The sequence below is a fragment of the Algoriphagus aurantiacus genome (assembly GCF_035156405.1).
In the GTDB taxonomy this organism is placed as follows: Bacteria; Bacteroidota; Bacteroidia; order Cytophagales; family Cyclobacteriaceae; genus Algoriphagus; species Algoriphagus aurantiacus.
Window position 1 is genome coordinate 65122 of sequence record NZ_JAXRUT010000013.1, and the last position, 26130, is coordinate 91251.

20 protein-coding genes are annotated in these 26130 nt (G+C 37.8%); 13 read left to right on the forward strand and 7 right to left on the reverse strand.

The window, feature by feature from the left end:
* Positions 1 to 462 precede the first annotated feature (462 nt).
* The 6 genes from SYJ56_RS13860 (at position 463) to SYJ56_RS13885 (ending at position 6337) form a co-directional block, all read left to right on the forward strand.
* Positions 463 to 1734, forward strand: a complete 1272-nt coding sequence (locus SYJ56_RS13860; protein ID WP_323835038.1) for a DUF445 domain-containing protein — start codon at positions 463 to 465, stop codon at positions 1732 to 1734.
* A 468-nt stretch (positions 1735 to 2202) separates the two neighbouring features.
* Positions 2203 to 2628, forward strand: a complete 426-nt coding sequence (locus SYJ56_RS13865) for a DUF1801 domain-containing protein (RefSeq protein ID WP_323835040.1) — start codon at positions 2203 to 2205, stop codon at positions 2626 to 2628.
* 4 nt (positions 2629 to 2632) lie between these two features.
* The gene (locus SYJ56_RS13870) at positions 2633 to 3040 is read left to right on the forward strand and encodes a DUF6855 family protein (protein ID WP_323835042.1); all 408 of its coding nucleotides are present in this window, start codon (positions 2633 to 2635) and stop codon (positions 3038 to 3040) included.
* Positions 3041 to 3228: 188 nt separating this feature from the next.
* Positions 3229 to 4326 carry an alpha/beta hydrolase gene (locus SYJ56_RS13875; protein WP_323835044.1) on the forward strand — a complete coding sequence of 366 codons (1098 nt, stop codon included), beginning with the start codon at positions 3229 to 3231 and terminating at the stop codon, positions 4324 to 4326.
* A 256-nt stretch (positions 4327 to 4582) separates the two neighbouring features.
* The gene (locus SYJ56_RS13880; protein WP_323835046.1) at positions 4583 to 5815 is read left to right on the forward strand and encodes an erythromycin esterase family protein; all 1233 of its coding nucleotides are present in this window, start codon (positions 4583 to 4585) and stop codon (positions 5813 to 5815) included.
* Between the two features lie 42 nt (positions 5816 to 5857).
* On the forward strand, positions 5858 to 6337 hold the full coding sequence (locus SYJ56_RS13885; RefSeq protein ID WP_323835048.1) for a GNAT family N-acetyltransferase: 480 nt from the start codon (positions 5858 to 5860) through the stop codon (positions 6335 to 6337).
* 107 nt (positions 6338 to 6444) lie between these two features.
* Here SYJ56_RS13885 and SYJ56_RS13890 read toward each other — a convergent pair whose 3' ends face one another.
* Together SYJ56_RS13890 and rapA are read right to left on the reverse strand one after the other, a co-directional pair.
* Positions 6445 to 7647, reverse strand: coding sequence for a sensor histidine kinase (locus SYJ56_RS13890; RefSeq protein WP_323835050.1), 1203 nt, complete (start codon positions 7645 to 7647; stop codon positions 6445 to 6447).
* Between the two features lie 517 nt (positions 7648 to 8164).
* On the reverse strand, positions 8165 to 10993 hold the full coding sequence (gene rapA / locus SYJ56_RS13895; RefSeq protein WP_323835052.1) for an RNA polymerase-associated protein RapA: 2829 nt from the start codon (positions 10991 to 10993) through the stop codon (positions 8165 to 8167).
* A 1153-nt stretch (positions 10994 to 12146) separates the two neighbouring features.
* On the opposite strand from rapA, the gene SYJ56_RS13900 reads away from it, so the two are divergent.
* A complete protein-coding gene (locus tag SYJ56_RS13900) occupies positions 12147 to 14366 on the forward strand; it encodes a S8/S53 family peptidase (protein WP_323835054.1) in 2220 nt (739 codons plus the stop codon).
* 249 nt (positions 14367 to 14615) lie between these two features.
* On the opposite strand, the gene SYJ56_RS13905 is transcribed toward SYJ56_RS13900, so the two are convergent.
* Positions 14616 to 15065, reverse strand: a complete 450-nt coding sequence (locus tag SYJ56_RS13905; protein ID WP_323835056.1) for a KTSC domain-containing protein — start codon at positions 15063 to 15065, stop codon at positions 14616 to 14618.
* Positions 15066 to 15613: 548 nt separating this feature from the next.
* On the opposite strand from SYJ56_RS13905, the gene SYJ56_RS13910 reads away from it, so the two are divergent.
* The 3 genes from SYJ56_RS13910 to SYJ56_RS13920 all read left to right on the forward strand — a co-directional run bounded on the left by SYJ56_RS13910 (position 15614) and on the right by SYJ56_RS13920 (position 19125).
* A complete protein-coding gene (locus SYJ56_RS13910; RefSeq protein WP_323835058.1) occupies positions 15614 to 16645 on the forward strand; it encodes a chemotaxis protein CheB in 1032 nt (343 codons plus the stop codon).
* A gap of 126 nt (positions 16646 to 16771) precedes the next feature.
* Positions 16772 to 17191, forward strand: a complete 420-nt coding sequence (locus tag SYJ56_RS13915) for a DUF1801 domain-containing protein (RefSeq protein ID WP_323835060.1) — start codon at positions 16772 to 16774, stop codon at positions 17189 to 17191.
* A gap of 737 nt (positions 17192 to 17928) precedes the next feature.
* Positions 17929 to 19125 carry a PAS domain-containing sensor histidine kinase gene (locus SYJ56_RS13920; RefSeq protein WP_323835062.1) on the forward strand — a complete coding sequence of 399 codons (1197 nt, stop codon included), beginning with the start codon at positions 17929 to 17931 and terminating at the stop codon, positions 19123 to 19125.
* 243 nt (positions 19126 to 19368) lie between these two features.
* Here SYJ56_RS13920 and SYJ56_RS13925 read toward each other — a convergent pair whose 3' ends face one another.
* On the reverse strand, positions 19369 to 19596 hold the full coding sequence (locus SYJ56_RS13925) for a hypothetical protein (RefSeq protein ID WP_323835064.1): 228 nt from the start codon (positions 19594 to 19596) through the stop codon (positions 19369 to 19371).
* A gap of 65 nt (positions 19597 to 19661) precedes the next feature.
* Positions 19662 to 19997, reverse strand: coding sequence for a hypothetical protein (locus SYJ56_RS13930; RefSeq protein WP_323835065.1), 336 nt, complete (start codon positions 19995 to 19997; stop codon positions 19662 to 19664).
* Between the two features lie 850 nt (positions 19998 to 20847).
* Here SYJ56_RS13930 and SYJ56_RS13935 point away from each other — a divergent pair.
* Entirely contained in the window at positions 20848 to 21336 is a 489-nt protein-coding gene (locus tag SYJ56_RS13935; RefSeq protein ID WP_323835066.1) for a hypothetical protein, read from the forward strand.
* 103 nt (positions 21337 to 21439) lie between these two features.
* Here the strand turns inward: SYJ56_RS13935 and SYJ56_RS13940 are convergent, their stop codons facing one another.
* Entirely contained in the window at positions 21440 to 22609 is a 1170-nt protein-coding gene (locus SYJ56_RS13940; protein ID WP_323835067.1) for a dicarboxylate/amino acid:cation symporter, read from the reverse strand.
* A 255-nt stretch (positions 22610 to 22864) separates the two neighbouring features.
* Between SYJ56_RS13940 and SYJ56_RS13945 the strand changes: the two genes are divergently transcribed.
* A complete protein-coding gene (locus tag SYJ56_RS13945) occupies positions 22865 to 24151 on the forward strand; it encodes a glucuronyl esterase domain-containing protein (protein WP_323835069.1) in 1287 nt (428 codons plus the stop codon).
* Positions 24152 to 24632: 481 nt separating this feature from the next.
* Positions 24633 to 24983: a hypothetical protein gene (locus SYJ56_RS13950; RefSeq protein ID WP_323835071.1), complete on the forward strand. Its 351-nt coding sequence runs from the start codon at positions 24633 to 24635 to the stop codon at positions 24981 to 24983.
* Between the two features lie 20 nt (positions 24984 to 25003).
* Here SYJ56_RS13950 and SYJ56_RS13955 read toward each other — a convergent pair whose 3' ends face one another.
* Positions 25004 to 25732, reverse strand: a complete 729-nt coding sequence (locus SYJ56_RS13955) for a class I SAM-dependent methyltransferase (protein ID WP_323835072.1) — start codon at positions 25730 to 25732, stop codon at positions 25004 to 25006.
* Positions 25733 to 26130: the final 398 nt, after the last annotated feature.

Below are 26130 nucleotides of genomic sequence, written 5' to 3' on the forward strand. Positions count from 1 at the left end.
ACTAGTTATTAGACCGATAATTGTGGCGTTGATAGTTAAACCCGCATTACTCATTTGCATTTCTATTACGGACTTTAATTGCTTTAAACAATCCTATGAAATCGAGAATGACTAAAGCGCCACACAGGTGGATGATTATAGCCCAGCATCCACCGCATCAGTAGATTTGTTTGTGGTTAGGGCGCGCAGAGCCTGTCCCGATAACGCAGTGAATCGGGAGGTGACGCAGCAGCAGTCTTGTCCGGCGAAGGAGGAAGCCAGGCGGCTGTCCCGATAGTTATCGGGATGCGGGGAGAAGCTTTGCTGGCGTCTTGGCCTTTTGCCTGCCTGTCCGGTAGGCAGGGTTCTTTTGGGCCAAGCCAAAAGAACATAGAAATCGAGAATGAAGGAAGCGACACACAGAGGGATGTTTATCCTCCAGGCGAGATTCCATCTTACCATTAAAAAACAAATTATCAGCAGATGAAAAACAGAATTGGAACAATCTCCCTAGCCGTTGCACTTATCGGTTTAATATTTTTTGAAGTGATGTTACGTATGGGGGTCCTATCCCATCAGGGCTGGAAGGTAGTATTGGCAGGTTTTGAGGCAGCAGCAATCGGAGGATTTGCAGATTGGTTTGCCGTAAGTGCGCTGTTCCGTGAGATCCCCATTCCATATTTCAGAAGACACACCAATATCATTGCCAAAAACAGGGGGAAGCTGACTGAAGGCATCGTCGATTTGGTGACCAACCAATGGCTTTCTCCAGAAGTGATTTCGGAGAAAATGAGCGAAATAGATCCTGCACAGACTATGCTATCCTTTCTGAAAAAGCCCCTTAACCAACAAAAAACTATTGCCGTGGTGAAGACAATCGTGGTAAAATTGGCGGACGAGTTAGACAATCCAAAAATGGCTGCTACACTCAAAACTACACTCTACGAACAGATCAACGAACTGGATCTGGCCCCAACGCTTGGGGAATGGCTTGAGAAATCGATTAAAAATGGCGAACATAACCAGCTTTGGGAGCTGATGATTGAGGCAAGTTCCACCGCAATACACAGCCCTGACACCAGAAAACTTCTGCTCGACAAATTGGAATATGCAGCAGCTGAATACGGAAATAAAAGCCTAATAAAAGGACTTACCCTTTCCTTGGCAAAGTCTATCGGAGGTATTGATCTGAATGTACTTGCTGATGATCTTCTCAGGGAAGCAGAGGAATTTTTAGCTGAAGCCAAAGCAAATCCTTCCCATCCGATCCGTTCCAAATTTGATCATTGGATGTTGGATTTTGCGCAGCAACTTACTTCTGGGGATGCGGAAAGCAGGAAAATGGTCTATGATTTCATCCAGGGATTTACACAACATGCAGATGCCGAAAAGATCATTCAAAACCTATTGGCAGGCTTCAGGCAAACAATCGGTCAACAACTTTCAACTAATGAGACACCACTCATGCAATTTGTGATTTCCAAGTTGAATAAGATGATTCTTGATGTGGAAAATGATCTCGAAGTAAAAGGCAAAATCAATCGATGGATAAGAGATACTGTCTCTCAGTTAATCAGCCAATTTCATTCAGAAATCGGCAATATGGTTCGCAACAGTCTCAGCAAGCTGGACAATGAGGAGTTAGTCGCTCAAATTGAAGAAAAAGTTGGAAGCGATCTGCAATACATTCGTCTTAACGGAGCCGTGGTAGGTGGTTTGGTGGGTATCCTTATTGCCTTAGCGAAATTGATCTAAGGTAATTTTATGCCAAATATACCTGAGTGCCCCCCTTCTCGGTGTAGTCAGAAAGCTAGTATTCTTGATTTACGAATTACGATTGACGAGCTACTATTGAACTTCAATCACTATTTATAATTCATAAACCTTAGATTTCAATTTGAAATTTCAAACCTGTGGGATTTTTTATAAGCCAGTTTTTGAGTATTTTGATGATACTTTTCAACTAAGGCTGATGAAAACAATTTTTATCCGAAATGGGAAGATCAAGAAGAAACAGGTAGTGCTGCTGGAATTCCTATTTGACGATAAGTGAATAGATCTAGTCAAGAATTCCCTTCGTCGGTATGGTCTTGTATGCTTTCTATGATCTCTAAAAAAAGTGAACAAAAGTGTATTGGAGCAAAACTGGCAAATAGATTCACGAATGGAATATAAATCAACAGTTCGCCTACTATGCAATGACGCACCCTCAAAAACAAAATTATGATTAAGGTAGATTTAAGCCCGGATATTTTTATAAGCACACTCACTGAAAAGCAAGTCGATATGGCTTATTTAGACTCAGAAATATCTAAAATAATGGCTAATGAACCCCGAGTCCTTTGGCAAGGAAAGTTCTGGGGAGGCAGTGAACAAAGCATAATTGGTTATGGAGACTTGAACTATGTCAGGCCCAAAAAAGCAGTGGTTGAGTGGTTCAAAATAGGATTAGCAGCCCAGAAAAATTATATCAGCATTTATGTTAATGCTGTTGAGGACAAGCAATATCTAACTGAAAAATATGCAGACAAATTAGGTAAAGTGAAAGTCGGAAAAAGCAGCATTACTTTTAAGAAAGTAGAGGATATAAACTTAGAAAATTTCATTGAACTTATCAGAAAAGCTAAACAACTTATGTCAAACCATTAAAAAAATGAAAAATAAAATTGGAACAAAAGACAAACCAATGGCATTAAAAACACCACCATTGTCAAGTGAATATACAATGCACGTTGACCAAAAAGATGGTGACGAAGTTTTGGTTTGTACAGTTGGTAAAACAGTATTGCTTTATAACATCAGCATTATTGACGATATGCATAAGATGCTTAAAAAGCACGGTGACTGGATGGAACTTGGAAGTGCAGATGAACAAAAATCAGCAAAAGAAGGAACTGTCGAGGCTTGGGGACGTTCTGAAAATAATCCCGTTGGCGGCTGGTATGGGCTTAAAAAAGGACTTCGTGGACGAGTGGGCATGTATATTCCACCTCTTATGGAAGCACTTGGACTTGCAGAAGTGACACACGATGCAAGAGGAAATAAAATAAAGGCAAAATAGCACAGCTGGTAAAAGCAGCCCTAAAACGGAGATTCAGTGGTTAAACCAAGATTTCCCGCTTAAGCTGTTGTACTTGACTGACAGTGAAGTGCTACTAAATCCGCTTCTTTGCCAAGCGCAAATACGTTAGCGGTCATTGTACCGCCTGCCTCGGTCAAACAACAGGAACAACATCAAAAAAAGATAGAATGAAAATCATAAATACTTACAGACCATCTATATTTTGGGTAAACATCATTTTCCTTTTTCTTTCATTTGCAATACCAACAGTAGTAAGTGGCCAAACTGAAATTGACAATAAAAAATCAACCCTAAACACTAAAATTTCTGAGGAAAATTTTATTTTAATTAATGGTATAGAACAATGGGTAACAATCAAAGGGGATAGTTCAAAACCAATAATTCTTTTTCTACACGGAGGTCCAGGCAGTCCGTTAAGCCCATACTCAGACAAACTCTACAAAGAGTTGGAAAAGGATTTTATAATAGTTCAATGGGATCAACGAGGTACAGGAAAAACCTTTGGTAAATATGCACCAGAAGAACTAACACCTGAATATTTAAAAGAAAACCCATTATCAATCGACATTATGACAAATGATGGAATTGAATTATCAGAATATCTTTTAAACTATTTAGACAAACAAAAAATCATTCTATTCGGTACTTCTTGGGGTTCAGCACTTGGAGTAAAAATGGCAGCAAAGCGACCAGAACTTTATTACGCATACATTGGACACTCTCAAATTGTCAATCCTACCATTGACATTGATTTTTACAATAAAATTTACAAAATGGCAGAGACCAAAAATGACCAAGATGCTTTAGAAGTATTAAACACAATCGGCAAACCTCCTTATGACAGGGCAAAAAATGTAGGTCTTTTATTTCGGGTTTTAAAAAAATATGAGGGTATGAATTCAACTCCAGCTCCTGAGAATTGGTTTGTGCCTTCTCCAGAATATAATAACGATAAAGACAATCAGGATCGAAGCAATGGAGACGACTTTTCGTTTGTAAATTATACAGGAGATACTCAATTGGACGTGCAATCAATGAGTGCAGACATTAACTTAATGAAAGACAATTTAGATTTTCAAATTCCTGTTTACTTAATACAGGGCAATGAGGACATATTAACATCAAAAGAAGAAACCAAAAAATATTTCAATAAAATTAAAGCCCCTAAAAAGAAATATTATTTATTGCCCAAAACTGCACACGGATTTAATTTATTAGTTTTAGAAACACAATACAAAATTTTTAAGCGTATTAAAACATTGTGAAGTGAAACGAAAAACAATGAACCGCTAGTCGTAGACGGCCGTGAGCCATAAGCTCACAGCCTGTTCCGCTCAAGCGGGAGTGTGCCTTCGCCATGATGCACATAAGAATGAAGAGTAAATCGTCACATAAAAAGACAGCCGAGGTTGTCAAAACACCAGCGTTTGTAGCCCGCTTCCACATCATCAAAATTTGAATTGTTTGTACTCCGTAATCGACTACTAATTATACCCGTTATCTCTCATCTAAAACAGAACTATGAAATTTGTACTAACATTTTTACTGCTTGTTTTCGTGAATTCTTTCTGCAATGCACAATGTAGCCCTGAGTTAAAAAAGTATGCTGCCAGTTTTGATAGCTTAAAAGCAAATTCATTTACATTTCTTGATAGCCAATTAACAGACGTCCGAATTGTCGGCTATGGAGAAGATACTCACGGAACATCTGAATTCACTGTTCTTGCGAAGGAATTAATGGAATACCTATCCGACAAGCACGGATTTAAAATTTTCATCCTCGAAACGGGTTTTGGAGAAGGGGTATATTTAGATGATTACATTCAGGGAGTAAGAGATGATTTAAAAATCATTTTGGATGAGCATAACTCTACCTGGAGATATAAAACAGAAGAGTTCTATCAGTTAATGAATTGGCTGAGAGCCTACAATCAAAATAATTCAGAAAAAATTCACTTATATGGCTGTGAAATGCAGTACGTAATTTCAGACGTCAATCGTATCCAAGACTATTTAAAAACAGTGGACTCTGATTACAAAATAGAAGGATTTGAAAAACACTTATGGCAACCTATCGAAGAAAGTGAAAAATCAGATTATTATTTATCATACATAAAGTTGAAAAAATACTTTATAGATAATTTCGAAACTTTCAAAAGCAAAACATCAGAAGAGTCATTTAATCTAGCATACCATCATATTGAAGTTTTGGGTCAGTTTGTTACTGCAATTAACCAAAATGCGGAACAGAGAAAACACGACTTTCGGGATATCTATATGGGTGAAAACATTCAATGGATTTTAGATTTTCAAGGGCAGCAATCAAAAGCATTTTATTGGGCACATAATGCTCACGTGGGCGATTGGGTTGATAACGGAATCGTGGATGTTGCAGGACACCAATTGAGAAAAATTTATGGGGAATCCTATTTCAATATCGCAACTGATTTTGGGTTTGGCGAGTTTTTAGCTTTTTCAAGTGATTGGAAAATGGAACCCTTCAGTTATGACCAAATTGTGGAAAACACCTTTACCGAATGCTTAAAAAGCTTTGGAAATCCCAATGCTTTTTTAAACATCCGTGAAGCACGAAAAGACAAAAGCTTGCATGAGTTATTAAATATGCCACTAACCACAATGAGTGGTGCTGGCGCACAGGTAAGAACTAGTCAAACTGAAACGCAAGAAATCGGAAAAGCATTTGACGCAATAATATACCTCGACCGAACAACCAAAATTAGTTGGGCAAAATAAAATTGAGTGATGACATCGGTTTAGTAAAATTGATCTAAGAGCATGATGATTTTAAGACCCGCTTCAATAAATGATCTTGAATTACTCAAGTATTGGGACACAAAGCAACATGTAATTGACTGTGATCCTGATGACGATTGGAATTGGGAAATGGAATTGAGCCGTAATCCAGAATGGAGAGAGCAATTGGTTGCCGAACTTGATCAAAAACCCATCGGCTTTATACAAATAATTGACCCCTACTTGGAGGAGACTCACTATTGGGGGAAGGTAGAACCGAATAAAAGAGCAATCGATATTTGGATTGGAGAAGAAAACAATCTTAATAAGGGATACGGAACCATTATGATGGAACTTGCAATTCAAAGGTGCTTTAAAAATCCTTCAATCGATGGAATTCTGATTGACCCTTTGAAATCCAACAGCAAAGCACATAGATTTTATGAAAGACTTGGATTTGAATTTGTAGAAGAAAGAGCGTTTGATGAAACTGCTTGTTATGTCTACGAATTGAAAAAATGAATTCGTAAGTGCCGCCGCAGGGCACAACTTCATATATTATAGCTAGAAACGCTTTTCAGTTCAAAAGGATTTCATTTTTAATGATTGACGGCAATTACGCCAGACAGCTAAATTTCTTTGTTTAAGGAGCTGGAAGACGGAAGAACCTCACTTGCTAAAGGTAGGGTGAACTTGAAATTACTTCCTTGTCCCTCTACACTTTCAACCCAAAGATGCCCATCAAGTCTTTTCACAAACTCTCTGCAAAGTACTAGACCTAAGCCAGTACCACCTTCGTTATTAGTACCTCGGGATGTCATGGTAGTGGATGGGTCAAAAATCTTACGAATGGTCTCTTCGCTCATTCCTACTCCATTGTCGCAAATAGAAATCTCCACCTCATCCTCGCTTGTAGTCGCTAAGATATCAATGCACCCTCCTTGATTTGTGAATTTTATTGCGTTCGAAATTAGATTTCGCAAAATAGTCCCTAAAATATTTCTGTCTGTATATAATACGATATCACTCGATGGTGCATAATTCAAAGAAATATTTTTAGCCTTTGCAAGCGATTCTTTAAGCCAGAGTATCTCAGTTATGACTCTGGACAGTCTGATTTTCTCTGGGATAAAACTTAATTCCCCCGTTTGTGATTTTGCCCAACTCAACAAGTTATCGAGCAAATTAAGGGTGTTTCTTGCAGTAGAATTAATTAGATCAATATATTCTACAGATTCTACTTCACCCATATCGCTTTCTTTGAGGAGCTCAGAAAGGCCTATAATATTGTTAAATGGATTTCTTAGATCATGTGCAATGATGGAAAATAACTTATTTTGGGTTAGGTGTAATTCTTCTAGTTTAAGCTTACTCTGTTGTATTATTATATTTTTTTCAAGTATGGTTTTTTGATCAATCTCCTTTAAAAGCATAATGAAACCTATACAGGAACCACTTATGACAAATAGTGAAATTATCAGAAACCAATTACCAATCGTTGAATTAGTTGTAAAAATATAAGATTGATTTAATTGGTAAATATAAAAAGCCCTGCTCAGCTGGAACACAGAATAGATCAAAAGCACTCCACTTATCAGTAAAGCGGATTTGTACTTATTCTTATTGGTAAAAAGATAATAGGAGCCAACTCCAAAGAAAAATGAAGAGGATGCTATCCGTATTACATTGAGAATTGTGTTGTTTTCTTCGACAATTAAACTGCAGGAAAAACTCAGAAAAACGGCAGTAATGAAAACCCACATGAGCTTTTTTCGAATTTTACCATCGAAAGAAAGAAGGCCAAATGAAGTCAGTGCAAAACTGGAAATCATAAGGAAATTGCTTATCCGGATTGAAAATAAAGGGGGAAAATGATCTCTAAAATTAAACAGAACGATAGCGATTACCTGAAACGCAATCCCCAGTGCAACTAACAGCAAATACCATCGCTTGTGATGGTAAAAATATTGATAGATGAATAAAGCAATAATGAATAAATTATTGAGTGCTAAAAAAAACAATACTGAAGGGTAATCTAGGGTCATATTATTTTCCTCTATTCATTGGAGTATGATAAAGATTAAAAAATTCACTCAATAATCTGGCTTTTAAGTGTGTTTTTAGAAACGTAAAACTTCATCTTAAAACGGTTCCCCTCTAAGCGTGGAATAGGCATTGAGCTAGGCGTAGTTTGTAACTACGCCTTTCTATTAAAAACAATTTGTAATTGAATAGAGAACAGTCTATTCAATTACAAATTGATCCTAATACTAGGGTGAAGTTGCAAACTTCACCCAGCCAGCCCCCAACCCTCCTCCTATGAGTAGCAAGATCATTCACTTTCACCTCCTATTCCTTCCTTATAAGCTGCACAGCATCCAATCGAACTCTTGCTTTTTTTATCAGGGCTGATAAGGTGTTCCGCTCTTCCTTCGCTGCCTGAATTTCATCAGCCCTAATGTCTTTGTTCTTTTTTTGTAAGGCGGTAAGACGATTGATTTCATGATCCAGTGTGAGTTTCATTCGCTCTAAACCCTTTTTTATTTCTTGCTCTCCTATTTCCTCAGCGATTGCTGTGGCGGATGAAATCATATTGGGCAATAGAGTATCTACGAATGCTTCATTTTCAAGTAAGGGGTCTATCCTACCGGGTACTAAGTTTTTGTTGAGCATTGGTACAGAATAGCTATCTGTTACTTCTTTTGCCGTATGGTCTACTACAATTCTTAGCGGTGTATCAGGAAGGAAGCGGTCTATATCAATACTTTGTTTGCCCGCTGTTTCAAGGATAAAGATTAATTCAAGTAATAGACCGGGATTGCCAGTTCCCCGAATCAATCCACAGCTGGCACTTCCTAAGCTTGAACTTAGCATCCTGTCGATAGCGCCTGTCGCCATGGGATGATCCCAGGTAAGAAAGCTTACATCCTCTCTGCTGAGCGCCCGTTTTCTATCGAATGTCACCTGTATTCCTTCCCGTGGAATGGACGGAAACACCTCAGCGCTAAATGAAGCTGGATGTAATAAGTAAGTCCGGGCAGCAAGATCTTCCATCTCTATGTCAAAATGCCGGAAGACTTTCGTTAGATAAGTTTCCAGTGCGCTATCATTATCTTCCTTCTGGATTTGCTCAATCAACCTTTTTGCTACTTTCGGACGAAATGAATTCATTTCCAGCAATTTATCACGTCCTTCAGCAAGGTTTTTCTTAAGCTCTTTTTGATATTCAGCTGATTCTGCAATCAATACTTCCAGTTTGGACTCGGCCTCTTCAAATGATGATATTTTGGCAATGTTGAGTAATCGCCCACTGAATAATTTAGAAATAATATTTCCTCCTTCAAGATTGGAATTAAAAGCATCCAACGCTTCATGGAACCACCTGACAATGAGTTGTTGTGGGCTGCCAACCAGATACGGAATATAAATAGTAATGTCCTTTTTTTGTCCTATTCGGTCAAGGCGGCCTATACGCTGCTCCAGCAATTCTGGATGGAAGGGCATGTCAAAAAGAATGAGATGATGGGCGAATTGAAAATTCCGGCCTTCACTCCCTATTTCTGAGCAGAGGAGTATTTGGGCACCCTCAGGCTCAGCAAACCATGCTGCGTTTCTATCCCGTTGTACAAGCGTGAGTTCTTCGTGAAAAACGTTTGCTGTAAACTCCGTGAACTTACTTAAGGCCGATTCTAATGACAGAACCTTTTCTTTGGAAGTGCATATCAACAGCATCTTTTCAGGATGTATTTCCTCCATTTTCATTAGAAGCCACTCCACCCGCGGATCTTCATCAAACCAAAATTCCTGCTCAGGTTTTGTTTCAGATCCTCTTTCCATATCCAAGGTGAACTCATTTCTTAGGCGTTCAATCCAAAGGCTATGATTTTCTCGTTTCTGAAGGGGAACTAGATGGGCTATACGCCTAGGGAATCCACTCATGGCCAATCGGGTATTTCGAAATAGAACTCTACCCGGACCATGCTGATCTAGCAAATCTTCAATTAAGTTGTGCTTTGTTAGTTCATCTTTATTGGCTAGCAAGGCGATTCTATCTTTAGAAAAAATACTTTCTAATAGCGACGTTTCTTTCTTTTTTAAGTCTTCCCCTGACGACAGTTTTTCGACAATACCAGCAATGTCTTTATTGCCTTCAGATTCGTTGATAAAATCATTGTAATTGTTATACCGGTTGGGATCAAGTAACCGAAGTCGTGCAAAATGACTTTCTACCCCTAATTGTTCCGGTGTAGCAGTAAGGAGTAGCAACCCTTTTGCTACCTGACTCAACAATTCTACAATACTATATTCCGGGCTTACCTCGTCAACGGACCATTCGAGGTGATGGGCTTCGTCAACAACCAGCATGTCCCAGCTGGCAGAAATGGCCTGCTGAGTTCGCTTCTTTGAACTTGCCAAAAACTCAATGCTACAAATAACAAGCTGATCATCGAGAAATGGATTTCCTTCGGGTGCACCTTTTTCAAGAGCCGCACAACGTTCTTCATCGAAAATATTAAACCAAAGGTTAAACCTTCGCAAGATCTCCACAAACCACTGGTGGATCAAGGATTCGGGAACAAGGATAAGTGCCCTTGATATTCTACCAGTCACCAACAAACGGTGCAGAATCAAGCAGGCCTCAATGGTTTTTCCCAGTCCAACCTGATCGGATAGCAAAACACGGGGCGCAAACCGCGAACTCACCTCATGAGCGATATACAATTGATGCGGAATCAAATCTATTTTTCCCCCAACAAATCCATGCACCGGAGATATTCTTCTTTGATAATTGTGATCAAGCGTTTCTCTGCGCAGTGCAAACAGTTCAGGCGAATCAACATCTCCTGCAAATAGCCGATCATCCACCGTATGCGAAGTAAATACATCACCAAGATCGGCCTCACCCAACTCTATGCCGTCTCCATAGTACACATAAAGCCCATCTTCGAATTTAACTTCTTCAATCAACATAGCATGTCCTTGTTGATCTACGATGGTATGCCCTGGTTTAAAAATAGTTCTTAGCAAAGGAGCACTTTCTATGGAATACAGTCTCACCTCATCTGACACCGGAAAGGATATCCGCACCTTTCCCTTGCTGACTTCTGTCACTATGCCCACTCCGAGTTCAGGTTCTCCGGAACTGGTATATCGTTGGTTTAGAAAAAATTCTCCCATGTATAAGGATTCTTATTTAGATGATTAAAGCAATTCCCAACCTATATCCTGTTCTTTTTTGGGTAAAAAAGCTGATCGATTTGTCAGGCGCCCCTATCCCACCGAGTTGTAACTTATTGTTGGTCAGGATCTTTTATATAACAAACAGCAGATTTGTGTTTATCATTTTTTGGATGGAAACAAAGATAGCAGAAAGTGCCAAGCTTTTGGTTTCGCAGACCTGCTACCTTGGACTGTTTCCCGCACCGGAACAATAAATATGTTGTCGCCTGTCAGAATACAAACCACTGTCCAGCTTAAACGGAGATTATGTCGGTATTTTTGAGCGAATGGAAATACTTCTACCGTAGGATTGACTTTAACCAACAAGAATTTTTTTCTTAATTGTAACTACTATTCAAAAAAAAAAAAATAACTATTCTATTTCTTGAATAGTAAAAATCAATAATTAATACGGAATGACACATTAGATTAATTGATAATCACTTATAAATAAAATAAATAACAATAATCACTATTTTAAACTAAAATAGAATTAAATAATCTGAAAAAAATAAATTAACAAGCTATTTCTTGACTTAAATTTATATCAATTATCGAGCATTTCGAAGAACGACACACAGCGGGATGATTATTCACAGTGCGAGATGACCTTTGAAAGAAAAATATAAACACATGAAAGCATAACAGGAGATGCAGTTCTATACTACACCTGTTTTTTTAAGAACTTTCACTATAATATCTTTTTCAGGAAAGTTATACATCTCGTTTAAGGAAACGATTCTCCACTAATGAATTGAAAGCAAACCAACTTTTTTTACTTGAAAAAATAAGCATATTGAGTTAATATAATAAATTATGATTATCTGTATTAATGCCAGTAGACATATTTCCTTTGTTTTACTGGCTGGAAGACCGATGACGTCCCGATAGCTATCGGCAGACCGAAGTGGCCTTGACGCTAGTGTTTTCCGAATCCTATAATGCTTTTATCGCTTTACAGGTACAAAATCGGATATACATATAATAAATAATGTATCGAATAACAGCCTCGATACTACACCTTAATTTTGCATTTTGAAATTTATAGATTAAAGCAACTATAGAAAAGGAAAATTTTTATTCACTTTTAAAACTAAGAAAGGAGCACATTATGGCTAATGAAAAAAACGTTTTAGTAGAACTAACACGTGATGAAATTTTAACTACCAATTCCTCAATTGAAATCAATGTATCTCGGGATGCTGATACGAATTCTGTCATTAAAAGCATTGGGGTAGAAGGAGTAAATGGAAGAGTAACTCCAACAAGAAAGAGCGGGAACTTTGTATGGAGTGCAGAAAATGGACTTCCACCAGGAAAACACAAACTGACTATAGAACCAATTGTTAATTCAAAATCTCAAAAATTGAGTGATACAATTGTCATCCCCTTTACTGTCATTGCTACAAATTCAAAAGTCGATAGTAATGTATTGATAGGAAGTTTTGTCAGATTAAAACTTGATGAAAATGGTGTGGAGAGATTACCAAATGATAAGATTACCGATGAAGGGTTTATTGAATTTTATAAAGCAATTGATCGAAAAAGTGGTTTACCTATCTCATTTGAATTTGATCAAAATGGAAGAAAAGTGGATGGGGAAAAGATCTTAGAAAGTCATCGTAGTAAGCTGAATTCAAAATTTGGAAAGATCCACCCTACACTTTTTTCACTCATCAATTCTGAAAAGCCCCCAAAAACGGTGTTGGTAGATATTTGGTATGAATTTGAAGAACCTGAAGCCATGTCCTCTGACCGTGCACTTAATGATTGTGAAAAAGAATCAGTCAGTAAAAGAGATCAGGAGCAAAGACTAGAAATGCAGGAACGCTCTGAGAAATTTGCCAAATCAATTGAAGGTAAATTAAAGATTTTGAAAGTTGATGATATCGCACCTTTGATTACTGTACAGGTGGAAACTTCGAGAATCCGCGAGTTGGCTGCCAATAAAGAAATCGCCGGAATACTTTTACATGAAACTGAAGGAATTGAAGATCTGGATAATTCTATTGCAATTGCCGGGTCTGACGTAGTCCATTCTGGCGGAGAAAAAGGTTCTGGAATAAAAGCAGCTGTCTGGGAAGGAGGACCTTCAAGTAATGCTGATTTAGTAATTGCAGGAAAGTTCAAGTCTAGCCCCTCCTCAACTTCAGACCATTCTCAAAACGTACATGCAATCATTCGAAATAAAGAATCAGGAACACCCAATGGACATGCACCGGAATGTAGCTTGTTTTCTGCTAACGATTTCGACAGAGATGCATTAACCTGGGCTGTTAAAGAGAAAGGCTGTACAGTCATTAATCAAAGTTTTCACAGGGCTAGCGAGCCCGGTTCAGGTGCATTGTCAGGAGATGATGTTTATGGCGATTATCTTGCTACAAAGCATCCATACCCTCTAATCGTTCATGCAGCTGGAAATTTCTGGAATGGTGATCCTGACAACATAAATCCCCCAAGCAGCGAATACGTCAACCATAAAGGCTATAATACTATTTCAGTTGGAAATCACGATGACACAGCTTCCACCATGTCAAACTCTTCAGTTTTTCGAAATCCAACTTCTTCTCATGGAGACCGGGAATTACCAGAAATATGTGCAAATGGCGTTGGTGTAACTGCAGATGGGATCACAAAAAGTGGTACAAGTATGGCTTCGCCGGCAGTAGTTGGAGTATCTGCTTTACTTCAGGGGACAAATTCCACGTTAAAGCATTGGCCTGAAGGCTGCAGAGCGATTCTATTGGCGAGTGCAACCAAAAATGTCACAGGAAATACCTGGTGGCAGGATGTAAGTAATGGGGTCGATGCAAAAGATGGTGCCGGAGCTGTCAATGCAAATGAAGGATGTAAAATTGCTAAAAACAGAAGATGGCGCAATGCTCCGGCAACTTTAAGAGGCTGGGATATTGGATTACTAAGTTCTTCAGATTTTGGATCTGATAAACTTTCGACTTTTGAATATAAAGTATCAGTCCCAAATTCCTTTTATGGACCAAGAAAAGTAAAAGTAGCCTTGGCATGGACTTCAAAAGCTACAAAAACATCCATCCTATTTTTTAGCTGGTATATGTCTCAATTAAAAGTTGACTTAGATCTTATCATTTATGATGAAAATGGTGCTGTAGTCGGATATAGTGGATCTTGGGATAACAGTTATGAGATTGCAGAATTCACTGGCCAACCTGGAAAAACCTATACCATAAAGATCCGACGCTGGTCTGGCACAGATTCTACCTGGTTTGGTATTGCCTGGACTGTAACAGGAGGTCTTAGTATTACTCTAAATCCAGAACTGCTTCAAGCAAGTCGTATATTCAGTGAGTTTTAGACCTTAGAAATATGTAAAAGGCTATCTATAAATTTGTAGATAGCCTTTTTTATCATCTCAGACTGTATTTAAAAAAAAGTACTTGGGATAAAACACCATTCCAAAAATTGAGAGGACATTCAATAACTATCTTATTAATGATTCTTTTTTACTTTAGGGATATTCATTTTTTCCTTAACCAAAGGTAAAGTAACCAACTACATTTTTCCTATTTTCCAACTAAGGGAGGTCTTAATTTAATTAGTGGAATTAAACTACCTCCACGCTTCTTTTAGATTTTCTGTAAATATAATTTGGGTAAATAGCCCGCTTTGCAAAACGGTTTAGCTTATCGCTATTGATCATTTTATGATAGACTTGCGGGGTCACGCCAAAGTATTCGTAAGTAGATCCATCAAGAAATGTGATTTCCAATACTAGGCCTTTGTGGTGATAATCTGCAATCCCAGCATTGTTAATCGTTTCAGTGTAGACCTCCAAATTAGTCTCCAACGTTTCTGGCGCTATACTCACCAAAAAATGGTACCCATCAATAATCCTTCTGCTTTGTATATCAGCCTCTACCTGTAAAGGATCTCCACTTTGAAATTTGTCAGGATGCCACTCCTTTACTAAATCGCGGTAACTCTTTTTCAAGGTCTTCAAATCGATTTCCTTTTCAACTCCAAAGAGTTTCTTGTATTCATTGATGCGCTTCATGTCGTATTTTCTTTGCGGGCGCAAAGGTATGCCTTAAATGACGGTAATTACTATCGGGTCTTTGCTTTATGTGGACGAAACTTGCTTAGCCTTGGAACAGCCTATCTCGAGAATTGGGATTCTCCCCTCGCTTAAAGACCTACTTTACAAAGAATGTATTGATCGTATTTATGAATACTTCGTCTTTCACCCGTTGGAATGGCTCTCTTTTTGGTCTAAATTAACTAACAAAAGCACACTAAATATATAAACGTACTACTAGTGGTTCAGCATTTAAATAAAGCTTGGCGCTCCTTCAAAATTTGTGTCCGCCCGAGGTGGATATAGTGCATAAAAATCGCTGCCTTCGGATGGCTATAACGCTGTGTGAATTAAATCTCAGTTAACGGTAATTTGGCTTCAACTGATACTTAATAGGCTTTTAATCAGTATTTTGACGTTAAATCATAAAATTATAAGGAGACAAGTTAGATTTTTAGAATCAATATAAGTGATGGATTAAGAATGTCCCGGAATTAACACTTAATTATATTTTAGTTGATATATAAATGAAAAAAAACAGTAAAACCGAAAAGCAGGATAAAATTACCCAGGTCGTGGTAGTAGGTACTTCTGCCGGGGGGCTAAGTGCATTGAAAAAACTTATAAGCCAATTGCCCAAAGATTTTCCCTTGCCTGTATTGATTGTCCGACATATTTCTCCTGATGCTACGGGAAATGTACTATTGGATGAGCTTAATAAGCTGAATACCTTGAAATGTCAGCACGCTAAAAGTGGAAATAACCTGAAACCCGGTTATTTATACCTAGCGCCTTCAGATCATCACCTGTTGATTGGGGAAAACCTGAAAATGCTGGTGACCAAAGGAGCCCACGAAAACAGGTCACGTCCTGCTATTGATCCGTTATTTCGATCAGCTGCGGTAGCGTTTGGGGCTGGTGTTATCGGAATATTGCTGACTGGTTATCTTGATGATGGAACAGCAGGAATGAAAGCTATTAAAAGATGCGGAGGAACCTGTATTGTACAGGATCCTGACGAAGCCGAGTATCCTGATATGCCAAGAAATGCCTTGAATAACATAAAAGTAGACTATAGCCTGCCTATTGCTGAAATGGGAGCCCTACTTCACAAGATTATTCCACTGAAATTAAAAAAGCAGAAATCTATTCCGGAAGATGTTTTAATAGAGGCTAAAATTGCAGAACGTGTGTTAAGCGATTTGTCTTCAGTAAATAAACTTGGTGATCAGGTTCCATTTAACTGTCCGGGTTGCGGTGGTGTTTTATGGAAAGTAGGAAAAGATAGCAACCTACGGTTTCGTTGCCATACCGGTCATTCATATACGGCAGCTTTCCTTTTAGCTGAACAGACAAACAAGATTGAAGAAACTATGTGGACTGCACTTCGGATGTTTGAGGAGCATAAAAACCTACTAACTGAAATAGCACGAGGTCAACAAGGCGCTGGTTCCCGTTCAGCTCTTGAAAGGGCACAAGCGTCCCAGGTTCATATAGATAGGATTAGAGCGATTTTGAAATCAGCTGATAATGATAGTGGGGATGATATCCCTTCCTAATAAGAACTTAGGCCTAAATAAATTAACAAAATCCGGGACAGGTGGTGCCAGCTTACACTACTTTTATTTGACTGTTAGCAGACATTGTTTAAGATAGAATTCGTAACAACGAATAAATTCAATAGTATGGCAACAAATAAGACAACATATACAGAAGAAAACGTAATCGATTTTATTAATTCATTTGTGGATAATGAACAAAAAAAGGCTGATAGTTTTCACTTGATTGAATTAATGAAGGAATGGTCTGGATTTGAACCAAAAATGTGGGGCCCGACGATTATCGGATTCGGAAATTACCATTATAAATATGCCAGCGGACATGAAGGCGAAGCTCCTATAATTGCATTCTCTCCGAGAAAAGCAGCGTTTTCACTTTACGTATTTTCATCGACGGAAAAAAGTAAAAAATTACTGGAGAACTTAGGTAAGTTCAAAATGGGAAAAGCTTGTATTTACATTAGTAAGCTTTCAGACATCAACATTTCTTCATTAGAGGAACTCAGCAAAGAAGCAATTACACATGTGAATGAGCATCATCAATAAGGGTAAGTATGTAAACGTCCGCCAGTTGAGTAAGTAAATCTACTGCACGTAATCTTCTTGATTCATGCTGCCTGTCTCACTTGTTCGCCTTACTATACTCCTCTTTCCTAAAATGAAAACAAGTTTATGGATAGGTTCTCCTCTTTTGCGGTAGCTTTTTGGGATATGCAAAAGAAAATGAAGAGCAAGTTTTTTTCCCTTCAGACCCGTTTTTTAGAAGGATAGGGACATGATTAATTGCATCCTGAACTTGGGCAAAAATCGTACACCGAGATTATTGCCGAATTCAAAAAACATGACTTCAAAGTCAAAAGCGAGGTAAGAATAGGAAATGTAATGCTAGATAGTACGCTGCACACATACTAAACTAAATTATCAGCTTACTTGCCTATGGAATTGAGCCAAGAAAAATCACCACAATTGGCACCAATGTTGGATACTTTGTTCAATACATTACATTCCTACTCTGGCAATTAAGCCAGATTTGAATGTTGTGTTTATAGCTAGTTTTCGTGATAGCGAATTTCAGGTTATTCCAGAAATCAATGTATGCGAAAATATTCTTACCATTTATGAAAGTCTAACCCATTCGGAGTCTTTGAATTGAACAAAATCCAAACCCCAAGCTGTGAGATCAAATTGAATACGGGAATGGGACACGGATTTTAGTTCAAGCCCTTAAAAGAATGGATGGATCTGGCCCTAGACGCTATAACATAACCACTAATATAAATCAAATGGAAAATACACAAAAAAAACCGAAAATTAAGAAAAACACATATATACCAACTGCTGAGTTCTATAGCCAAATAATTGACAGTCTACAAGATTACTCAATATTTACATTAGATAATGATTTCAACATAAACAGCTGGAGTTCTGGCTCTGCAAAAATATTTGGTTATAAGACGGAGGAAGTTATTGGAAAACCTTTCGATATAATATTCACAGAGGAGGATTTAGAAAATGGCATTCAGAAAAACGAAATTAAAACAGCTTTAAAAGAAGGCAGAGCAACAGATAATAGATGGCACATTGCTAAAGACAAGAGCTTGTTCTATGCTTATGGGGTAGTTTTTCCTCTTATTGGTTCAGACGGAGACATATTGGGTTTTGTTAAAATTTTGCGTGACTTGACAGAAAGGAAAAAATTGGAAGATTCTATAAAAAAATATATCAAAGATTTGGAAGGTCTTAATAGTCATAAAGAGAGTGTTCTGGCAATACTTTCACACGACTTAAGAACTCCTCTGGCGAATATTATTCAAACCGCAGATTATTTGAAAGAATATCATCATACCATGAAACCCGATGAAGTTCAGGAAATGATCAATATACTTTATAATTCAGCAACGGATGAATTAGAGATGTTAGACTATTTAGTAGAATGGGCAAGAATAAAATACGCCTCGGATGTCTTTTCTCCAACAAAAATAAAATTAGCCGAGTACATTAATAAGGTTTTTGAAAATTTAAAAGAAACTGCTTCAATAAGCACAATAGTTCTTCATCAAGAAATTGAAGCGGATGCTTCTGTATTCGCTGATAGAAAAATGTTAATTTCCATTATTCAAAATATCGTTGCAAATGCGATAAATCATACAGGAAAAGGAGGGACCATATCAGTTTCATCAAAAATCAAAGATGATAAAATTATTGTTCAGGTTAAGGACACTGGAGTTGGAATGTCCAAAAAGATATTGGATAACCTTTTTAAGCCAAAAATGAAAGCAATTGCCGAAGCAAAGAAGAAAAATAAAGGGGCTGGAATTGGATTATTATTGGTGAAAGGATTTTTAGAAAAAAATGGTGGTGAAATATGGGTAGAAAGTGTTGTAGGTAAAGGTTCCTCTTTTTATTTTACATTACCCATTGAGAAACCTATAAAAGAAATAGAAAGTACAGACGAAATTATGTTTGATGAAAGCTCATAATATCAAGTATGAATTTAGGCTATCACTTAATGATAAAATAATTAATGGATCACCTCAGCCATCGAACATATATATTAAAGTACTAATTATCAAATACGCAACTTAAATAAATTGAACTCATACATAAAAAATCCATTAGATATATCTAGGGGATGTTAGGTTAAATATTAAGGAATAATAATGTAAATAGACCTTAATAGCACAGGTAATTAAACTGACTTCTTAAGCTATCAAGACAAGCAATCATTTTGTGTTTTTGTCCTTTTCTTCATTATCGACCGTCTCTCCCTGAGGTTCATCGTGTCGCTCATTTTCCTCTTCTATCTCTTCGAAATCTTTCTTTTTGGGAGGCCTAGCTCCTCCGGAATCTCCAGGAGTTTTACGCGTGGTTCCTGTATCTACATCGCCATTCTTTTTACCGAAAAGAAGAGATGGAGATAAGCTGGCAATATGATTGGTTAGTGACAACATGCTGATAGTATTTTTTAATTGACTTTTTTAAAGGCAGATGGAATACGCTCTCCACCTATTTCCATTTAGATATCGAAACCTTCAATTTCATCTATTGGTACACGCTTGATAAACTCATCGTAATACTGATTATCTTCATCAGAATAGGTTCCATAAGCATTTAAAAGAAATCCTTTCTCAGAATCGCTATGCAGCAAGTAAATCACTGCCATGTCCGCTGGATCAGATTCTCCTTCGAATCTGTACACTTTAATGATTTTTAGTTGTTCCGGTGTGTAAATAACTGAGGAATCATCAAAACTTGCACCTGCCCTTTTAATGTTTAATTCCTTCCCATATCCCTTAGCAGGCAGTAGGTTTAGCACCTGAGAATAGGTCGTCATTGATTTAGATGTGCTCATGATTATACAGGTTAATGAAAAATAAACGGGCACTTCCCGCTAACCTTAAATCTACAAGCCAGAGACCATTAGCGCATTTTTTACTTTTTAATTTGAAAAACAACCAATAACTGTCTTCAAAGCTCCTATTCCTTAGTTGCCATTCGGGATAAAACAAAGATCTTCCATATAAATAGTGGAGGAATTACCCCCAAATGGGGAGGGATTAAATGATATCCACCGGATATTTTCTTTCTCCTTAGCCTACTCAGAGCAAGTGTGGTAAAAGCTATTGGCATAATCACTTTGCTTAGGGATTAGTCTGTTCCCCTTTATTTCCGAAACCCTATCGCTTAAAAGTCTTTATTCACGAAGAATTTGTATTGATAGTATTGATGAATACTTCGCATTTCGACCGCTAGACCGATCCTCTTTTTATTCCAGATTAATCATTAAAGACACAGGCAGCTTTTAAGCTTTTGTCGGAGAAAGCAAAATCTAAGGTTTAGGAATTTAAGTAGGATTGGTGAAAGCCAAGGGTGAAATAATTCAAAATGCCCCAGTTCCTGAATCCTCATCAGAACCCTTTGATATGGATCCCCCTGCAAATTCGCAGTCAGCGGTGCTTATTCTTGCTCAGTGATAGACAATCTAGGAAACAAAAATATATGCGGTTTCCTGACGAGTTAGGTTTTAACCTTTCTAAACAGATTTTTTTTAATCAATTATCTGAATTCACTATGAAATTGGCTCTTCAAAAAATGTAAGTCTCTGTAAATTAATCAGTTTACCTTTGATCACATGAAATAAAAAGATAAATTTCAAATCATAAAGCATTTCATAAAAAACTTGAATCTCGTTACGACATATTGTGAAATACCTAATAGCAATATTAATATTTGTTTCATTTACTGGGGATCTTTATGCGCAAAAACCAACGGCACAAAAAACAAAGTTTATAATAGGACTTTCAGGTCCCGAACTTCTTCATGCTGGTGTAACATATAGAGTAGCTAATAGTAGTCAACTAGGAATAAGTTTGGGTGTAGGGCCTTCCTGGGGCACCATATGGCCTACAATAAATTTAGAACATCGCTTATATTTTGGGGAAAATTCGGAAGAAACTAATCAGAAAACATGGTTTTTCCGCCAAGGAACAACTTTTTTCCCTTCCGCAGATCCTCCTCAAAAATTCACATTGAATTTAACCGTCGGGAAAGACTTGCTATTTAAAAAAGCAGGGAATGGAATTACTATTGATGCCGGGGTTTTCTATTTACCAGATAGTGAAAACTCATCCATTATCTTGGTGAGTTCATTAAATCTCTGGCCTGCTTTGCGTTTTGAATTTTTCTTTTAAAAAAGGAATTACAAACGCTACCAACTAGTTTTTTTCTGCGCAGCGCTAAAACACCTTACCAAGATCCGCAATTAATAGCCAATTAAGTGAAATGAATTATTGGCTATTTCACCTTCTTTGTGATCTTATCTACTACCAAGGCAATCGCTCCATCTCCCGTTACATTACAAGCTGTACCGAAACTGTCCATAGCTATATATAGTGCGATCATTAAGCCGATCATTTCTTCACTGAACCCTAGCATGGACTGTAAAACTCCAATGGCTGCCATAATCGCGCCTCCAGGTACTCCCGGAGCTGCCACCATCGCAATTCCCAGCATAAAAATAAATCCAACAAACATCCCGAAATTATATGGAACTCCTTCTAATATCATCAAAGCCATTGCGCAGGCAGTTATTTTCATGATACTTCCAGATAAATGAATGGTTGCACAAAGAGGAATCACAAAGCCAGCAATTTTAGGGGACACCCCATTCTTTTCAGCCTGCTCCAGCGTCACTGGAATTGTGGCTGCAGAGGATTGAGTACCCAAGGCCGTAAAATAAGCAGGCATCATGGTGGCCAACAAGCGAAAGGGATTTTTCTTGACGATCGCTCCAGTGATTACATATTGCAGTAAAAGCAAGAAAATATGCATGGCAAATATGACCCCAATGATATTTATAAATACAGAGAGAATGGAATACACCTGACCACTGAAGGCCATATTCGCAAAAATACCTAGGATGAAAATTGGTAAAAGTGGAACAATCACATTCTCGATCACTTGCATGATGATTGTCTCAAAATTTTTGACCACGTTTTTTAATGTAGAGTTTTCCTGATAAGACAGCCCCAAGCCTATTACAAAAGCCAACACCAGAGCAGACATCACATCTATCACAGCAGGAATGGTAATACTGAAATAGGGTTCTAAATCCTTCCCTCCTTCTGAGATCTCAGCAGCTTCACTAACATGTGAAGCAAGAAGAGAAGGGAAAATAGTTGAAGAGGTGAAATAACTCATAAATCCAGAAAAAAGCGTGGATCCATAGGCAATTGCAGCTGTAATCAGCAATAATTTACCCGCTCCTTTTCCCAAGTCGGAAATGGCTGGCATGATTAATCCGAGTATAATCAGTGGAATGGCAAAATTCAGAAACTGTCCAAAAAACGCATTGAAAGTAGCGAAAATCCTATTGATAGATTCGGGTAAATAGAGACCGAAAACAATACCTAAGACAATGGCAATAAATACTTTAAACAGGAGATTGGAAAATATACTCTTCATTTATATCTGGGATTCTTATAGGAAAAGCTAATCGCCTTTTAATTTTTTGAATTGCTAAGATATAAGAATAGGATTTTAGAAATGAACTGATTGAAATTTATTCAATAACCCAACTTTCAAATAGCCTTAAGCCTAAGATTTTTGGATTCTGACTTTAGTGAGTAAACCCTAACTATTACTCGCTACATCAGGACAGTTGAACCAATTCCTTTTGGCATCTTACTAGAACTAAAAAGCCAAATAACCTTTCAACCTATGAAAATATATCTAGCACTCTTGATTTTTCTAGCAGTCAACTTTTTTGCTTTCTCTCAAACGCAAGAGCCCCCAAAGCTTGTTGCAGGTTTTCCTGTCAATTATGATGAAGATGCCATCCCTCCTTATACTCTGCCGGACCTACTAACGTTGGAAAATGGTCTAAAAGTAAAGGATTCAGCGACCTGGATGAAAGATAGAAGACCAGAACTTTTGAAGTTTATTGCTGAGCTTCAGTATGGAAAAACCCCTCCTGCCCCAAAATCAATCGTGTTTGAAGTTTTTGACAAAGAAAGCGATGCTTTAAATGGCAAAGCAATCCGAAGACAAGTCCGAATTTATTTAACGGAGAACAGCAAAGCTCATCCTATGGATTTGCTGATTTATTTACCCAAGAATTCACCAAAGAAAACCCCAGTTTTCTTCACCATTTCCTTTACTGCAAATTCTCAAACAGTGGATGATCCAGGAGTGCGGGTTGGAGAAATCTGGAACAGAGAAGGCAAAAAAGTTAAGGCAGATCAAGCAAGTGCTTTCCGAGCTACAAATGTTGAGCAATTTATAGACGCTGGATATGGCTTTGCCACAGTTTATTATGGCGATATAGATCCGGATTTCAAAAAAGGTTTTGAGCATGGAATACGGAAGGAATTTCTCAAACCCGGCGAGACTATACCCAAAGAAAATGAGTGGGGAACAATCTCAGCGTGGTCATGGGGACTGAGTAGAGCCATGGATTATTTTGAAAAAGATGATCAAATAGATGCCACTTGCATTGCGCTAATGGGAGTTTCCCGCTTGGGAAAAACAGTACTTTGGACAGGTATAAGAGACACACGTTTTAAAATGATCATCGCAAGTTGCTCTGGCGAAGGAGGAGCTGCAATTGCTAGAAGAGATTACGGGGAAAACATCAAGCACATGTCTGACACCTCTCGGTATTATTATCAGTTTGCACCGAATTATCACGAATATTCCACACATGTTGATGATTTCCCTTTTGATGCACATACGCTGGTAGCGATGATTGCTCCAAGACCGCTACTGCTCCAAACTGGAAATACTGATTATTGGTCTGATCCTAAAGGCGAGTTTATAGCAGCTCAAGAGGCTAGCAAAGTTTACCAGCTCTTTGGCGAAAATGGTCCCGAAAAAAATGAAATGCCTGCCGCGGGAGACACTTCATTGCTAGAAAACAAACTTGGATATTATATGCATGACGGAGGTCATGGAACTATTCCTTCTGATTATGCCGTCTTTATTCAGTTTATGAAGAGGTTCTTATGATTGATTACTAGTAAGAAATAGAGATTTCAATCCTAGTCTGATCCCATCCCATTCGTACCATAGCAATTTTAATTCCCAGCTCATCAAATTGAATCGAGAATGCTGCCAACTTCAATGATAGATTTCGAAGAAGCTTCGCTTAAAGACTAATTCAATTCCAAATTGCAAAACTGTACCTAAATTTCTCAATTTTCACTTCTTCATATCTCCAATCCTAATTAATCAAATTAAACAGAAACATTTTAAATTTTTATATCATTGATAATCAATAATTTGATCATATCGAGTCTTTGGAACTCAATGAAATTAAGCTCAATTTTGAAATGTTATCAAAGCAGATAGCATCCATTTCTCACATTCAAACGTGATCATTTCAACACTCCATTATTCTGGAGGATCTGGATAATCATTTTATTTTTCAGTAATCGGAGGAAGCCGAAAATCCATTTTTAGAGTAGGCGATATTAAATATTTTATAATCATGGCAACTAAAACTTTTTCCGTAGACAGGTATGTAGCTCAAATGGGCTTCAAAAGTGGTGCTTCATGGAATGGAGTCTCAATTACTATTCAAGGATACCTAACCTGCTACGGTGCAGACGGGTATAGATTTATCGTATATGGATTACATCCAACCAGCCAGGTCCCTGGGCCAGTCTATATTGAGGCAAATAAAGTTGGGGCCATTTTCATCCCTTTTAGTGATCTCTCAAATTATATAGATCTTGTAAGAAATGAAAAACCAATTTATGCCTATATGAATTCATCATCACCTAACTCAAACAGTCTGCGAACCAGCTCAGAACCTGTAGGTGAAGAAGAAGGAAACTAAACTAAACCAACTGATCTCCTTTAGTTATCTAGAGGAGATTTTTTAAAAATCATATAATGTTGGATAGGAAGGAATTTTCCATTTTCCACTAATTCAAATCCATTGGCATTCAATTCTTTTTTCGCCTGTTTTTCAGTCATTTTATGGAGTGGTTTGATATTGATGCTTGGGTCCTCGCCTTTATATTCTAGCAATAAAATTTTTCCATCTGGTTTTAGAGATTTATAAATAGAACTGAGCATTTCTTGTGGATAAGACAGTTCATGATACACGTCGACCATAATGACCAGATCTACTTCGCCCTCAGGTAGGTTTGGAGATTTCTCTGTTCCTTTAATCGGAAATACATTATCAATATCCAGCTCCTCACTCCGATTTTTGATGTAAGCTACTGCGTCATCCTGAATATCCACAGCATATATTTTTCCTTCAGTTACTAGCGGTGAAATCCTGAAAGTATAGTATCCAGAACCAGCTCCAATGTCTGCAACTATGCTTTTTGAATTGATGGGTAAATTTTCCAATGCAGCTGCTATACCTTCCTCTCGCTCCCTTTCCGCTCTCTCTAGCCAGTCTTTTCCAACAAAACCCATCACTTGGGAAATTTCTCTTCCCAAATAGACTTTGCCTGTTCCATCCCAGCTTGGATCTTTAAAGGTATATGGATCATCAGCAGTTGACTGCGCCTGACATGAATAATTAATACTAACTATGGAAATGAGTAGAAAGAAAATGGCTGACTTTTTCATGTGTTTATAATTTGATTTTCAAAGGCCACATGGAATCTCGCATGCATTATAATTATCCCAGTGTGTGGCACTTGAGTCATGCTCGATTTCATGTGTTTATAATTGTTTTCTAATGGTCATTACCTGTCCCGAAAATCGGGATGGAATCTCGCTTGGAAGATAATCATCCCTCTGTGTGTCGTCTTCGACATGCTCGATTTCATCTGTTTATAATTTGATTTTTATCGGCCATCCCGATAGCTACCTTAGATGCTGGAGTAGCTGCTGGCCTTGGCTATCAGCTCCAAGCGGGTAAAGGAAAACAATTGGAGCCAAGTATTATTATGGTTTTGTAGATGTTTATAAAGAGAAATCAGGAACTAAGAACAACTCTCTGTTTTTAAAAGTAAATATCCCTA